The 13365-nt window shown below is 72.0% G+C and carries 13 protein-coding genes; 2 read left to right on the forward strand and 11 right to left on the reverse strand.

What is annotated here, in order from left to right; genetic code table 11:
• The coding region (locus tag JKV81_RS07830; RefSeq protein ID WP_505016564.1) for an LPXTG cell wall anchor domain-containing protein at positions 1 to 347 on the forward strand (347 nt) is incomplete at its 5' end.
• Positions 348 to 455: 108 nt separating this feature from the next.
• On the opposite strand, the gene JKV81_RS07835 is transcribed toward JKV81_RS07830, so the two are convergent.
• The 11 genes from JKV81_RS07835 to JKV81_RS07885 form a co-directional block, all read right to left on the reverse strand.
• Positions 456 to 1754, reverse strand: a complete 1299-nt coding sequence (locus JKV81_RS07835) for an MFS transporter (protein ID WP_236055713.1) — start codon at positions 1752 to 1754, stop codon at positions 456 to 458.
• On the reverse strand, positions 1751 to 3061 hold the full coding sequence (locus JKV81_RS07840) for an amidohydrolase family protein (RefSeq protein ID WP_129263683.1): 1311 nt from the start codon (positions 3059 to 3061) through the stop codon (positions 1751 to 1753). Before JKV81_RS07840 ends, JKV81_RS07835 begins: the two co-directional genes overlap by 4 nt.
• Positions 3061 to 4314, reverse strand: coding sequence for an ATP-grasp domain-containing protein (locus tag JKV81_RS07845; RefSeq protein WP_124276170.1), 1254 nt, complete (start codon positions 4312 to 4314; stop codon positions 3061 to 3063). The genes JKV81_RS07840 and JKV81_RS07845 overlap by 1 nt, the downstream gene beginning before the upstream one ends.
• 68 nt (positions 4315 to 4382) lie before the next feature.
• Complete coding sequence (locus tag JKV81_RS07850) at positions 4383 to 5324, reverse strand: transketolase family protein (protein ID WP_202075254.1); 942 nt, start codon at positions 5322 to 5324, stop codon at positions 4383 to 4385.
• A complete protein-coding gene (locus JKV81_RS07855; protein ID WP_202075255.1) occupies positions 5321 to 6151 on the reverse strand; it encodes a thiamine pyrophosphate-binding protein in 831 nt (276 codons plus the stop codon). The genes JKV81_RS07850 and JKV81_RS07855 overlap by 4 nt, the downstream gene beginning before the upstream one ends.
• Positions 6151 to 8004 carry a M20/M25/M40 family metallo-hydrolase gene (locus JKV81_RS07860; RefSeq protein ID WP_129263676.1) on the reverse strand — a complete coding sequence of 618 codons (1854 nt, stop codon included), beginning with the start codon at positions 8002 to 8004 and terminating at the stop codon, positions 6151 to 6153. Before JKV81_RS07860 ends, JKV81_RS07855 begins: the two co-directional genes overlap by 1 nt.
• Positions 8001 to 9077, reverse strand: coding sequence for an N-acetyl-gamma-glutamyl-phosphate reductase (gene argC / locus JKV81_RS07865; protein WP_236055716.1), 1077 nt, complete (start codon positions 9075 to 9077; stop codon positions 8001 to 8003). Before argC ends, JKV81_RS07860 begins: the two co-directional genes overlap by 4 nt.
• Complete coding sequence (locus tag JKV81_RS07870) at positions 9070 to 10389, reverse strand: DegT/DnrJ/EryC1/StrS aminotransferase family protein (RefSeq protein ID WP_129263673.1); 1320 nt, start codon at positions 10387 to 10389, stop codon at positions 9070 to 9072. The genes argC and JKV81_RS07870 overlap by 8 nt, the downstream gene beginning before the upstream one ends.
• Positions 10386 to 11015 (reverse strand): DegT/DnrJ/EryC1/StrS family aminotransferase, encoded by a 630-nt coding sequence (locus JKV81_RS07875; RefSeq protein WP_129263670.1) that lies wholly within the window; start codon positions 11013 to 11015, stop codon positions 10386 to 10388. Before JKV81_RS07875 ends, JKV81_RS07870 begins: the two co-directional genes overlap by 4 nt.
• 20 nt (positions 11016 to 11035) lie before the next feature.
• A complete protein-coding gene (locus JKV81_RS07880; protein WP_202075256.1) occupies positions 11036 to 11917 on the reverse strand; it encodes a RimK family alpha-L-glutamate ligase in 882 nt (293 codons plus the stop codon).
• A complete protein-coding gene (locus JKV81_RS07885; RefSeq protein ID WP_124276176.1) occupies positions 11914 to 12102 on the reverse strand; it encodes a lysine biosynthesis protein LysW in 189 nt (62 codons plus the stop codon). The genes JKV81_RS07880 and JKV81_RS07885 overlap by 4 nt, the downstream gene beginning before the upstream one ends.
• 230 nt (positions 12103 to 12332) lie before the next feature.
• On the opposite strand from JKV81_RS07885, the gene JKV81_RS07890 reads away from it, so the two are divergent.
• A complete protein-coding gene (locus JKV81_RS07890; protein ID WP_129263667.1) occupies positions 12333 to 13259 on the forward strand; it encodes a beta/alpha barrel domain-containing protein in 927 nt (308 codons plus the stop codon).
• The last annotated feature ends 106 nt before the right edge of the window (positions 13260 to 13365 follow it).

Here is a 13365-nt window from a genome sequence, read left to right on the forward strand (position 1 = left end):
CGACCGACGAGCCCACCGATGAGCCGACGGACACGCCCACCGATGAGCCGACCGACGAGCCCACCGACGGCCCGACGGACACGCCCACCGAGGAGCCGACCGACGGTGCGACCGACGCGCCCACCGGCGCCCCGTCGGACCCGTCCTACCCGGACGCCGGTGACAACACCGACACCGACAGCGTCGGCAACCAGCCGGTCGAGCAGGGCAAGGGCAAGGACGAGCTCGCCGAGACCGGTGCGGCCGAGACCACGTTCCTGCTGATCGGCGCCGCGACGATGATCGCCGGTGGCATCGGCTTCCGCATCCTGCCGCGTCTGGCGGGCGGCGGTCGTACGGCCGCCTAGTAAGCGCCTGCGGTACGCGTACGCGCCTGTACGCACAGAGGGACCCGGCCCGCTTCCGCGGGGGCCGGGTCCCTCTGCATGTGGGGGGGAACGAACAGGAACGAACCGTCAGGCCGTCGAGTCGGCCGCCTGACGGGGCTCCACGACGGGCTCCGCGACGGGTGCCGCCTCCGTCTTCGCGAAGGCCGGGGTGCCCTGTTCCGGGGCGGCGCCCTCCTTCTTCGCGGAGGAGAAGCTGACGGCGGCGCAGACCAGCGCGATCGCCCCGACCGCGTACCAGTTGAGCCCCGGGATGTCGGTGGAGCGCGACAGGTCGTAGAGCGCGCCCGCGGCGAGCGTGCCGACCATGTTGCCGAAGCTGCGGAAGAAGTGCATGGCGCCCATGGCCCGCGCGAGGCGGTCCGCCGGCATCCGGTCGGCGACCCACAGGTCGAAGGACGGCGTGAACAGGATGTCGCCGAAGACCACGACCAGGCAGCCGACGACCACCCACACCGCTGTCTGACCGGCCCCGAACAGGGCGTACGCCGCCGCCATCGCGAGGAACGCGACGCCCATGACCTGACCGGGCCGCAGGTGCTTGGACATGAAGCGGAACGCCGGGTACTGGAGCACGAGGAGCGCCAGGCCGGTGATCCAGAACGGGGTGGAGACCGGCAGGTCCGCGGCGAACTCCTCCATGTGCAGCGGCATGCCGACGAGGAAGCTGATCGACAGGATCCAGAAGACGCTGGAGAGCAGGAAGTAGCTCCCGCCACCGCCCAGTTGCAGGCCCTTGAGGATCGCCACGTTGACCAGCGGCGTGTCCTTCGCCGCCGGGTCGCCCAGGTCGCCCGCGTCGGCCGGGATGAACGAGGCCGCGGCCGCGCAGTAGCCGGCGAACAGGACGAAGACCACCAGGAACAGGATCGTCATGGAGGAACCGAGGAACAGCCCGCCGATCACCGCACCGGCGATGACACCGAGCTGGCAGGACATCTGGAACGAGGAGAAGGCCTTGGGCCGGTCCGCCGCCGGCAGGGTGCCGAGGATGTTCTTCAGCCCCGGGAAGGAGATACCCGAGCCGAAGCCGACGAAGAAGGCCAGCAGGCTGTAGAACGGCACTCCGTCCGCGAAGCCCATCCCGCCGAGCGCGACGGCTTCCACGGCGATGCCCGCGATGATGCTCGTACGGGTTCCGAAGCGGGCCGCGACGCCCTCGTAGAAGAAGGTCGCGCTCAGCCGGCCCACGTACGTCAGGAACATCACGAACCCGGCCCAGAAGCCGCTGTACTCCACGCCGAGCGTCGAGATCAGGTGGGGGAACCAGATGTAGTTGCCGATGTGGGCGAGCGCGATGCCGGAGTTGACGCCCAGCAGGACCTTGCGGGTCTGCGGGCTCAGGACATGGCGTTCCTGGCGGCTCATACGGTGACCTTTCCTCGGGTGGGGGTGGAGCGCAGGTCCTGGATGGCCCGCACGAGTGCCGTACGGTCGACGGCCGTGCCGCGTACGTACGTGGCACGGGGGAGCTGCGAGAGCGGCTGTCCGGCGGCTGCCGGGTCGATCAGGTTGAACGTGGCCGGGCTGCCCTCCGCGATGAGGTCCGTGGCGGGCTCGCGGCCGGAGAGCTCGTCGAAGAAGCCACGGGCCGTGGTCGTCGCCGTACGCAGCAGGGCCTCGCGCAGTCCGGGCTTGCCCAGGTCGTCGCCGGCCAGCAGGTCCAGCTCGCCCTTGAGCGCGTCGCCGTGGAACGCACCGGTGTTGCCGCAGTCCGTGCCGATCAGCAGCGCCCCGCGCTCCAGTGCGGCCAGGCTGTTGTCGCGCATGTTGACCAGCGCCGCGGTCCTGGTCTCCTGGACCTCGTACTGGATGCCGAACGGCTCCTCGATCTTCGATACGAAGTCGAGGTTGGACAGGTCCTGGGTCTCACGGAAGCCGGGACGCCGGTACTCGCGCAGGAAGTCCTCGCGTTCCATGATCATGGGGCGCAGACCGCTGAGCGTGGAGACGAACCGGGCGCCTTCGAGCGTCTGCCAGTCCGCCGCCGACAGGCCGACGTCGCGTACCGGGTGGGCGAAGATGCGGAAGCCGAAGGCGTAGGCCTGCATCACCTCGTCGCGGGTGTTGCAGTCGATGACCGCCTTCAGACCGTGCTCGGCGGCCACCCGCGGCACGTGGGCGAGGAGGTTGCCCGGGAGCCGGGAGAAGCGCTTGCTGCTCTCCGGCTGTTCGGCGCCCTCGGTGTACATGACCTTCAGGAAGGTCGCGCCGCGGGCCTTGTTCGCCGCGAGGACCGTGGCGAGGTCGTCCTGCACGCTCAGCATGAAGACGGGCGCGGGGAACTCGACGCCGTGGCCGTAGTGGCCGTCGATGTCCTTGGTCGCGGTGGCGGCGTAACCGCAGTGGACCACCTCGGGCCAGGGCAGGCCCAGCTCCCGCTTGCCCTGCTCCCAGCCGTCCTTGACCAGGGGGAAGCCGAACAGGTCCGTGACGTGGGTGATGCCGTGGTAGAGGTACTGGAGCGCGGAGATGCGCGGGTCGTCGAGCGAGTCGTCGAAGTTGGCCGGGAGCGCCAGGTGGGCGTGGGCCTCGACGAAGCCCGGCCACAGCTCCGGGGTGTCGGCGTCGTTCTCGTCCCGCTCCGCGACGGCGCGGACGGAGGAGAAGTGGCCGTCCTCGACGGTGACGTCGTACAGGGCGGACGGGTCGAGTTCCGGGATCGCGACGCGCATCAGCGGGCCACCTTCACCGAGAGGTTGAAGTCGATGTCGTCGAGGGCGGCCCGGACCCGGCCGGTGGCCTCGTCGCGGTCCTTGCCGGTGTAGATGAGGTGGCCGAGCCAGTCGAAGTTGCTCTTGGACAGCCGGGACACGGTGCGGCCGGGCTTGGCGTACGCGAGTGCCTCCACGAAGCCGGGGGTGCCCTGGAGTTTGTCGAAGCCGATGGAGACGATCTCGCCGTCGACGGGCGAGCCGAACCAGTGGCCGCCCGCGATGACGTCGCCGGGGACGGGCAGTTCGGGCTTCTCGCCGAGCGCCTGGCGGATGACCTCCAGATAGGCGTTGACGCCGCTGGACAGCTCCATCAGCTGCGGCACGATGCCGCCGGTGAGCCGGCCGTTGACCTCGCACAGCACCGGGCCGCCCTCGGCGAGGATGTACTCGGCGTGGATGAAGCCGAAGTCGACGCCGAGGCCCTTGAGGACCTTCTCGTTCATCGCGAACAGCTCGTCCTGGAGCGGGTGGCCGCGGAAGTAGGTGAGGCCCATCTCGATGAAGTACGGGAAGCCGCTCAGGTTGCGGTCGGTGATCCCGAGGTTGACGATCTCGCCGCTCTGGAGCACGCAGGCCTCGACGGAGACCAGCTCACCCTCGACGAACTCCTCGACGACGATCTCCGGGATGCGGGTCACCCCGCGGCCGTAGTCGTCCACCTTCGCCAGCTCGGCGAGGTAGTCGGTGAGCTCCTGGTCGTCGCGGAGCAGGAGCACGTGCAGGCTGGCGGTGCCGTCGGACGGCTTGACCACGCAGGGGAAGCCGATCTTGTGGACCGCGGCCGCCATGTCCTTCGGGTCCGCGACGGACACGAAGCGGGGCTGGCGTACGTCGGTCTTCTCCAGCGTCAGGCGGGTGCGATGCTTGTGGCGGGCGTTGAGGGCGCCCTCCACGCTCATCCCGGGCAGGCCGAGCGAGCGGGCCACCGAGGCGGCGTGCACCGTGTGGTACTCGCTGTAGGTCATGACGCCGTGGACGGGCTTCTGCGCGTTGATCTCCTTGGCGAGCCGCTCCAACTCGTCGATGGAGAAGGCCTCGGTGCTCTTGATGACGTCGCACCTGTCGTGGGCGAACGCCGCCTCGGCCAGCGGCGAGGCGCCGAGGTAGAAGTCCGGGTCGGCGGAGACGAACGTGACGTCGTGGCCCAGGGCCAGGGCGTCGGCGATGCCGGCGATGCCGTTCGGGTTGCATTCGATCATGAGGATGTGCATGGGAAAGTCCTTAAGTTCGGGAGTGTTCGGGGGAGTTCGGGGCGGTCCGGAGAGGCTTCGGAGGTGGATCAGGGAGCGCGCAGCCGGGAAGCGGCGGAGAGGACGGCCGGCAGGTCGAAGCCGAGCCGGGCCATCACCTCGTGGTGGTCGCCCCCCTCGGCCGGCCAGTCGTGGCCCGCGTTCACGCCCACGACCTCGCACCGGGGCATCAGCAGCGCCAGCGCCTCGGCGACGCCGCCCTCGCGCCGGTGCTCCTCGACGACCACGAACCTGCTGTGACGCCCGGCCAGTTCGGCGGCCGCCCGGGCCAGATGGTCGTGGTCCAGGTACACGAGGTGGGCGTGGGCGAGGCCCGGGTCCCGCTCGCGTGCTTCGAGGGCGAGGCGGGTGCCCTCCTCGCCCACGGAGACGAGGCAGGGCTCGCCCTCCCCGCCGGCGGAGTCCCAGGCGACCAGCGGCAGTTCGTCGTCCTGGCCGGGCAGGGAGGTGTACGCCGCGTTGCGCCCGGTGCGGATGTAGTACGGCTTCCCGGACCGGGCCGCGGCGCGGACGACCGCCCGCATCTCGGCCTCGCCGTACGGTGCGGCGATGGTCACCCCGGGCACGCTGCGCAGGACGGCCAGGTCCTCCAGGCAGTGGTGCGTCGTCCCGAACCAGGCCCCGGAGACACCGGCGTACGGCGCGACGACGGTGACCCCCGCGTTCAGGTAGCCCAGCGTCAGCTTGAGGCTCTCCGCCGCCCGGAGCGCCGCGAACGGCGCGAAGGTGGAGAGGAACGGCCGGTAGCCGCCCACCGCGAGCCCGGCGGCCATGTCCACCATGGCGCCCTCGGCGATGCCCAGGTTGAAGAACCGGTCCGGATGGGCCCGCTGGAAGGGGTGGTTCTTGCCCCCGAGGTCCGCCTCCAGGCAGAGCACCCGGGGGTCCTCCCCGGCGATCCGGGTGAGCTCGTCGCGGTAGGCGTCCCGGCCCGCGAGGGCCGGCCGGGCCTCCGTGATCGTCGCCGTCATCGGATCGCTCGCTTCCACTTGGCGGCGCGGGCCGCGTCGATGGTGACGTAGTGGGAGGCGGCCTTGCCCTCCACGGCAGGCACGCCTTTGCCCTTGACCGTGTCGGCGACGACCGCGAGGGGCCGGGTGGCCTCCGTACGGTCGCCGGACAGCACGGCGGTGAGGGCGGCGAGGTCGTGTCCGTCGACCTCGGCCGTCTCGAACCCGAAGGCGGCGAAGCGTGCGGCGAGCTCCGGCAGCGGCGAGACGTCCGCGACCATGCCGTCGTTCTGGCCGCCGTTGCGGTCGACGACCAGCACGAAGTTGCCCAGCCGCTGGGCGGCGGCGACCTGGCAGGTCTCCCAGACGAGCCCCTCCTGGAGCTCGCCGTCGCCCGTCACGGCGATGCCGAGGCCCGGCTTCCCGCCGAGCCTGCGGGACAGGGCCCAGCCGGCCGCGTACGGCACTCCGTGCCCGAGGCTCCCGGTCGGGAAGCGCACCCCGGGGACCTTGGGGCCCGGGTGGCCGGTGTACGGGTGGCCGGCCATGCCGTACAGCGGGGCCGGGTTCTCGGGCAGGACCCCGTTCACGTACAGCGCCGCGTAGAGGCCGGCGGCCGCGTGGCCCTTGCTGAGGACCATCTCGGTGCCGTCGCCGGAGGAGGCCCGGTGCAGCGACGCGATCAGGATGTCCAGCACGGACAGGCTGCCGCCGAGGTGGCAGCCGCGCGGGCTCGCCGCCATGTCGACGACCAGCCTGCGGGCCTCCCGCGCCCGCTCGGCCAGCAGGTCCTGCCCGGTGGCGGGTCCACTGTCGACCGGTTCGAGGACGTCGGTCAGCACGGTCATCATCGGCTCCCTTCGGGCAGGGCGAACCAGCGGGCCACCGCGTCGGCCAGGAGCGACCGCGCGGCCCGGTACTCCTCGGCGCCGATACGTTCCTCGTCGGTGTGGTCGAGAGCGGAGTCGCCGGGGCCGTAGGCGACCATCGGCACACCGCGCCAGGTGGTGGCGAGGGTGTTCATGTCGGAGGTGCCCTTCTTGACCACGAACCTCGGCCGGACACCGGCCTGTCCGAAGGCACGGCTGAACACCTTCGCCAGGGAGCTCGTGCGGCCCCCGCTGTGTCCGGGGGTGGCCCGCTCCACCGTGATCTCCACGGCGCCGCTCCCGTGGGACAGGGCGGCCTCGCGCAGGGCGTCGAGGTCGGCGCCCGGCGGGACCCGGAAGTTGAGGATGCCGACGGCGCGGTGGCGTTCGCGGCCCGTCTCGCAGCGGACGTCGATGAGCGCGCTGAGGGCGTCCGGTGCCTGCTCCAGGACCGAGGCCCTGAGGGACGCGACGGCCTCCGTCAGCGCGTCCGGCGCTGAGACGGCGTCCATGCCGGCGGAGTGCCCGCTGTCGACCCAGGCGGTGACCCGGAGCTTGAACAGCCCGTAGTAGCCGAGCGTCAGCTTGTCGCTGCCGCTGGGCTCGCCGATGACGACGGCGTCGGCCGGATAGTGGTCGCGGGCGTGGAAGGCGCCCTTCGAGGAGGAGATCTCCTCCTCGACCGCGCCCACCACCCGCAGCGAGCCGTCGGCGGGGACGTCGGCCGTGGCCAGCACCTCCAGGAACGCCGCCAGGCTGCCCTTGGCGTCCACGCTGCCCCGGCCGTGCAGTTCGCCCTCGCGCCACTCGGCGGGCCAGTGGTGCGGCACCGTGTCCAGGTGGCCGAGCAGCAGCAGCGAGCGGTCCCCGGTGCCCCGGGTCGCCACCAGGTTCCCGACGGCGTCGATCTTGGCGTCGATCCCGCGTTCGGCGCACCAGTCGGCCAGATAGGCGGCCAGCTCGTGCTCGTCACCGGAGACCGAGGGCACCCCGACCGTGCGGCCGAGCAGCTCCAGGTCCGCCTCCGGGGCGGTGCCGCGCCAGAACCGGGTCCAGCCGGCCGGCTGGGCCAGCGTGTGCGGGCCGGTGATGGCGATGTCGGCGCTGCCGCCCTCCAGCGCCATCTCGGCGGCCCGCACCTTCTGCCGCATCCTGCCGCCCGCGTACCGGGCCGCCTCGCCCTGGTACGCGTGGGGCAGCGTCGAGGCCGGGTCCGAGGGGTCGGTGAGCAGCCCCGCGGTCCCGGTGACCAGACGCAGATGGTCGGCGCCCAGGGCGTTGGACAGGGCCGCGGCGAGCACGTCGGCGTCCACGTTCAGCGGGGCGCCGCCGTCCCGGTCACGTACCGGTGCGGAGAGGCACACCACGTCGTACGCCTCCAGCAGCGCCCGCAGCCGGGCGGTGTCGGCCTCCACCGGTACGCCGGCCCGGTGGTCGCGGACGACCCGGGTGCGGCCCTCCGGGCTCACCGTCTTCAGCGGCCGGTTGGCGCGGCCGGTGACCAGGCCGCCGCGTGCGGCGACCGCGGTGAACACGTCGAGCCCGAGGGCGCGCAGACCGTCCTCGACGCCGGGCAGGGTGACCCGCTCGTAGGCGTCGACCAGGTGCGTCATCTCGGCGGGCGGGCAGTAGCGCACCGAGTCACCGTTGGCGAGCCGGAGTTCGGGCATCGGCCGGCCGAGGGCGGCGTAGTGCTGCTCGATGCCGACCGCGCCGCCCGCGACCAGCAGCAGCCGGGCGCCGCGGGCGACGAGGGCCGCCAGTTCGGTGTGGATCGTGCCGCGGTCGAGGGTGGCGCTGCCGACCTTGACCACGTACAGGGGGCGGGTCACGGCGCCACCGCCGCACAGCTCAGCCCGGTCCACTCGGTGTAGCCGAGGGCCAGGTTCATCGCCTGCACGGCCTGGCCGGCCGCGCCCTTGATGAGGTTGTCGATGGCGGCGATGGAGACGCACTGGTCCCCGTCGACGGAGACCGCGACCTCGGCGATGTTCGAGCCGACGACGGCCTTGAGCATCGGGAAGTCCTGCGGGGCCTTCGGCGAGGGCCGTACCCGTACGAACGCCTTGCCCGTGTACGCCTTGGCGTAGGCGCGCTTGACGTCGAGCGGGCTGACGCCCTCCTTGAGCCGGCTGTACGCCGAGATCAGGATGCCGCGCGGCACGTCCAGGCTGTGCGTGGAGAAGCGCAGCTCGGGCGCCGTACCGGTGAAGTGCGTGAGCGCCTGGGTGATCTCCGGCAGATGGCGGTGCCCGTGCAGCTTGTGCACCCGGAAGTTCCCGGAGCGCTCCGCCGGCTGCTCGGAGCCGCCCCGCCCGCCGCCGGTGGAGCCGGTCTTCGCGTCGACCACCACGTCCGGTTCGACGAGACCGTCGGCGAAGAGCGGGTACAGGGCGTAGACCGTGGCGACGGCCATGCAGCCGGGCAGGTTGATGAACCGGCCCTCCGGCAGGGACTCCGACAGATCCGGTACGAAGTAGAGGAAGTCGTCGGCCGGCGGATGGGCCACCGACGCCGGGTAGTGCTTCGCCCGCTCCTGCGGATTGTCCAGCCGGAAGTCCCCGGCCAGGTTGAGGACGTACTTCGCGCGGTCCGCGATCTGCGGCAGCCGCTCGGGCAGCGCGCCGGTGGGCAGGCACGTGATCGCCACGTCGACCTCGCCCAGCTGGTCCAGCGGACGCAGCTTGATGCCGGTGAGCCGGGGGTGGTTGCGCAGCCACGGGTGGACGGCGCCCACCTGCTTGCCCGCCGCGCGCTCGGCGGAGAGGAACGCGAGTTCCACATGGGGGTGGTTGAGGAGCAGCCGGATGACCTCGCCACCGGTGTAGCCGCTCGCCCCGATGACGGCGACGCGGATCTTCCGGTCGGAGGGGGGCGGGTTCTGGAGTGTGCTCTGCTCAGCCAAGGCGGGCCGCCTTCTCGTAGGGACGGCGGTAGTCGCCGGCCTCGACGAGCTTGCGGATGGCGTCCGGGCGCCGGGCGACCTTGGTGAAGGCGTCCGCGTAGCGCAGGGCCCTCTCGTACTCGACCGGCGAGCGCAGCTCACGGCAGAGGACCAGGGTCGAGTCGAGCATGGCGAGCGTCGCCGGGAAGTCCTCGGGCCTGTGGTCGCGCACCGCACCCGGGTTGAGCGTGAACGGGTAGCCGTTGCCGAAGCCCGCCCGGTGTGTGAACGGCAGGTGGCAGGGGATCGGGGTGTTCTGCCACTCCCGGGCCGGCACGCCCTCGGCGACGAGCAGCTCGTGGACGGCCTCCTTGACCGCCCACACCGGGAGGTCGCCGAGGCCGACGGCCTCGGGCAGCAGGGTGATCCGGTACATGTTGTACGCGTGGACATGGCCCTCGGGGACGTACGGCGCCCGGAAGAGCCCGGTGGAGTTCAGCGTGTCCGCGATCAGCCGCGAGTTACGGGCCCGGATCTCGTCGTAGTACGGCAGACGCTCCAGCTGGCTGTGGCCGAACGCGGCGGCGACCCACGACATCCCGTAGTCGATGCCGTGGCGCACGGTGTACTCCGCCGCACGGCTGTGGGCCTCCTCGGTGGCGAAGAAGGCGATGCCGCCCTCGCCGCCGAGCGGGAAGTTCTTGTCGGCCATCAGGCTCTGGCCGGCGGCGTCGCCGAACGAACCGGCGACACGGTCACCGATGCGGGCCGAGTGGGCGTGCGAGGCGTCCTCGACGAGCGCGATGCCGTGCTTGTCGGCCAGGGCGCGCAGCGCGGGCACATCGGCCGGCAGACCGTGCACGTGCACCGGCATGATGGCGCGGGTCCGGTCCGTGACCGCGGCCGCGGCTGCCGCCGGGTCCATGCAGTAGGTCCGCGGGTCGATGTCGACGAACACCGGGATCGCGTGGGCGGCGACGACGGCCTGCGCGGTGGCGATGAAGGTGAACGCCGGGACGATGACCTCGTCCCCCGGCTGCACCCCCGCGCCGACGAGGGCCAGGTGCAGGCTCGACGTGCCGCTCGCGGTGGGCAGCGCGTACGCGGCGCCCACGTAGGAGCGGTACGCCTCGGCGAAGTCGGCGACGACCTTCTCGGGCGCCCTCCGCTGGGAGAGCATCAGGTTGAAGACGTCCTCCTTGGTGATGACCGGGAAGAGCGTGCGGCGCAGCTCCTTGGGGATCAGCGCCTCGCCGCCGAGGGCGGCCAGCTCCGAGGCGACCTCCTCGGCGGAGGGCAGCGGGAGCGGGGCGGACGGAAAGTCGGTGATCATGACGGGGCTCCGGTGGTGAGGGGACGTACGGCCTGGCTGAGGGCCATACGGGCACAGGCCGCTACGAGCGGGCTCAGCCGGTAGTTGAACTGCACGCCGGGGATCAGATCCGTCTCGGACTCCTCCTGGGTCCACATCGTGCGCAGGTCGTACGCGCCGAAGATCTTGAGCCGCTCGGCGCGCGCCCAGACGGTGCGGTCGTCGGTCAGTAAGGCGGCGGCGGGGCCGAAGCCGAGCCCGGTGAGGTCGACGACCAGGGCCGGCGCCCGCAGGGCCCTCGCCTGCTCGTCGAGCAGATGGGCCCGGCCGGCGTCCAGCGCGATGTGCTCGAAGGCGGCCGGACCCGGCTCGTCCGCCACCTCGACGCCGAGCCAGGCCAGGAACGCGGCGTCCTTGGGGGACAGCTCAGGCACGCTGACGGTGTCGCCGTGCCCGATGCCCTGACCGGCGAGCGCCGCGTGGACGGCGGCGCTGCGGCTGTTGACGAGCACCGCGTGGGCGCGCCCGGTCCGCTTGGTCAGCAGGCGTTCCAGGCCGGGCAGTTCGCGGTCGCTCTTCTCGATGCTCATGACCACACCGGAGGTCATCACCCGGGTGAGCACGGTGGCTGTGTCGAACAGTTCCATGAGATCTGTCTTCCTTCGTGTCACGCGGCCGCGGGGAGCGTGGTGTCGCTGCACAACTCCGCGATGTACGCGGCCAGATGGCCTGCCACATTCACGCCGTGGACGGCGGAGGAACGGGCGAAGTCGGGATTCGCGTTCACTTCGAGGACCAGGAGTTCGCCGGTGGCGAGGTCCTCGATGAGGTCGATTCCGTAGAAGCCCTCACCCAGGGCGTCGACGACCTGGGCACAGAGCTTCTCGATCGGGCCGGTGATCTCCAGGCGTTCGATCCGGGCGCCCAGATGGGTGTTGGTCCGCCAGTTGTCCGAGACCCGCTGGATGGCGACGACCGGGGTGCGGCCCACCACCACGACCCGCAGGTCATGGCCCGGCTTGTCGATGTACTGCTGCACCAGGACGGGGAACAGCTTGCCGCCGGCGTCCGCGGACTCGCGTCCGCCGACCCACGCCTCCAGCGAGTCGTGGTCGGTGACCTTGGTGACTCCGCGCCCCCAGGAACCGCTGACGGGCTTGACGACCGCCGGCAGCCCGAGCTCCGCCACGGTCCTGCGCACCTGGTCGTAGCTGAAGGTGTGACGGGACACCGGGTGCGGGATGCCGTGCCGGGCGAACAGCAGGGCCTGGAGGCCCTTGTCGTTGCAGGTCTCGATGGCGGACGCGCGGTTCAGGGCGGTGACGCCGGTGAACTCCAGCCGGCGGGCGACCCCGACCGCCTCGCGGTGGGACAGGTTGCGGACCACGGCGAAGGCGGGCGGGGGCGTCACCCCCGACACCACCTCGGCGAGGTCCTCCGCCAGCAGCGGCCGGACGTTCAGTCCCTCGTCGCGCAGTGCGTTGAGGAGGAGCTTCTCGTCCGGCCGCAGCATGGTGACCGAGAGCAGTACCTCGGGGGCGTCGATCACTCGCCCCAGTCCTCTTCGACCTCGGGGGCCAGAGCGACGCGTACGGCGGCGTCGCTCTTCTCGACGACCTCGTGCTCCTGCCCGCAGGCACCGCACGCGGTTATCTCGCCCCGCTCCCAGTCGTCCTGGATCTCGAAGTCCGTGTCGCACACGAGGCACTGCGGTACGGAAATGGTTGCAGGCATTGCGGTCCTCTCGTCTCGTCGGGCACCGGACCGGTGACCGCAACGAACATCCCGTTCCCGTGGCGGGGCGGCAAAGGGCGACGGGGAATTCCGTCAACTGCCCGGGAATAAGTCACCTGTGCGCCGTACGACTGACGGAGTAGGGCGGACCTGACCGACGGACGGGGGACCTGACGGAGAAGCCGGAGGCCGCTGTCGCGCGGGTGCGGGCTCCTCTAATCTCGGCTCCCATGATCAGCCCCTTGGCAGCCGCGCTGTTGCGGCAACTGGCCGCCGAAGGTGTGGCCGGATGGCTGGCGGAAGACGCTTCGGCACCCTTCGCAGCCGCCCGGCTGCGCCGGCTCGCGGCCGACGGGAACTTCAGCGGACTGCGCTCCGCCGCGGGCTCCGCCGACGCCGTGCGCGAGGCGTGCGACGCGCTCCTGTGGGTGTACGACGCGAGCGACGGGGACGCGGGACTGGTGTCCGCCGCCCTCGACCGGGCCACGGGCCGCGCGGTGGACCGGCCCAATCTGCTCGTACGTATCAGCCCCGACGGCCCCGGTCTCCGAGCCGTCACCGCGACGGTGGCCGCCGGGCAGGGCGTCGACGTGTCGCCCGTCCGCACCCTGGCCGGCTGTGCCGAGGCCATGGACGCCTACTTCAGCGGGCTGGAGCTGGCACTCGCCGCGGGGCTGAGCCTGGGCAGGGTCGCCGCCGTCATCTCGGTGCCGGTCGGCGAGATCGACGCGGAGGTCGACGCCCGGCTGGCCCGGCTGGACTCCCCGGAGGCCCTGCGGCACCGGGGCACCGCGGCCCTGGCGGTGGCCAGGCTGGCGTTCCGGGTGCGGGAGGAGCGCCTCGGCGGGGAGTGGTGGCGGGTGCTCCGCGCCGCCGGAGCGCGGCCCCCGCGCCTCCTGTGGACCGCGCCCCTGCCGCACCAGCTGACCGCGCTGGTGGGCTGGGGGACCGGGCAGGCGGTGTCCCTGGAGCGGCTGGAGGCGGCCGTCGTCCACGGCCCGCCGAACGGCGACACACTGCTGAAGGCCGAGGAGGCGGGGCACGCGGCCCTGGCGGCCCTCGACGGTGTGGGCATCGACATGGCGGAGGTGTTCCGGGCCCCCGGAGACACGTGTCAGGAGGGCGTGGGCCGGATCCGGCCACACGACCCGTTCTGACCAGCGGCTTAGCCCCACCCCTGTGGTTGACCGATTCCGCTCGCAGGTTTTAGGTTCACGGAGGGACGTTCGCGGTCCTACGGCCCGGAGACCCCGGGGCGGCCCT

The organism is Streptomyces silvae (genome assembly GCF_016745505.1).
GTDB classification, from domain to species: Bacteria; Actinomycetota; Actinomycetes; order Streptomycetales; family Streptomycetaceae; genus Streptomyces; species Streptomyces silvae.

Excerpts from the sequence above, each read along its gene's own strand:
- JKV81_RS07845 (WP_124276170.1), bottom strand. The coding sequence starts at position 4,314 with ATGCACATCCTCATGATCGAATGCAACCCGAACGGCATCGCCGGCATC.
- JKV81_RS07840 (WP_129263683.1), bottom strand. The coding sequence starts at position 3,061 with ATGCGCGTCGCGATCCCGGAACTCGACCCGTCCGCCCTGTACGACGTC.
- JKV81_RS07835 (WP_236055713.1), bottom strand. The coding sequence starts at position 1,754 with ATGAGCCGCCAGGAACGCCATGTCCTGAGCCCGCAGACCCGCAAGGTC.
- JKV81_RS07890 (WP_129263667.1), top strand. The coding sequence starts at position 12,333 with ATGATCAGCCCCTTGGCAGCCGCGCTGTTGCGGCAACTGGCCGCCGAA.
- JKV81_RS07885 (WP_124276176.1), bottom strand. The coding sequence starts at position 12,102 with ATGCCTGCAACCATTTCCGTACCGCAGTGCCTCGTGTGCGACACGGAC.
- JKV81_RS07850 (WP_202075254.1), bottom strand. The coding sequence starts at position 5,324 with ATGACGGCGACGATCACGGAGGCCCGGCCGGCCCTCGCGGGCCGGGAC.
- JKV81_RS07870 (WP_129263673.1), bottom strand. The coding sequence starts at position 10,389 with ATGATCACCGACTTTCCGTCCGCCCCGCTCCCGCTGCCCTCCGCCGAG.
- JKV81_RS07875 (WP_129263670.1), bottom strand. The coding sequence starts at position 11,015 with ATGGAACTGTTCGACACAGCCACCGTGCTCACCCGGGTGATGACCTCC.
- JKV81_RS07855 (WP_202075255.1), bottom strand. The coding sequence starts at position 6,151 with ATGACCGTGCTGACCGACGTCCTCGAACCGGTCGACAGTGGACCCGCC.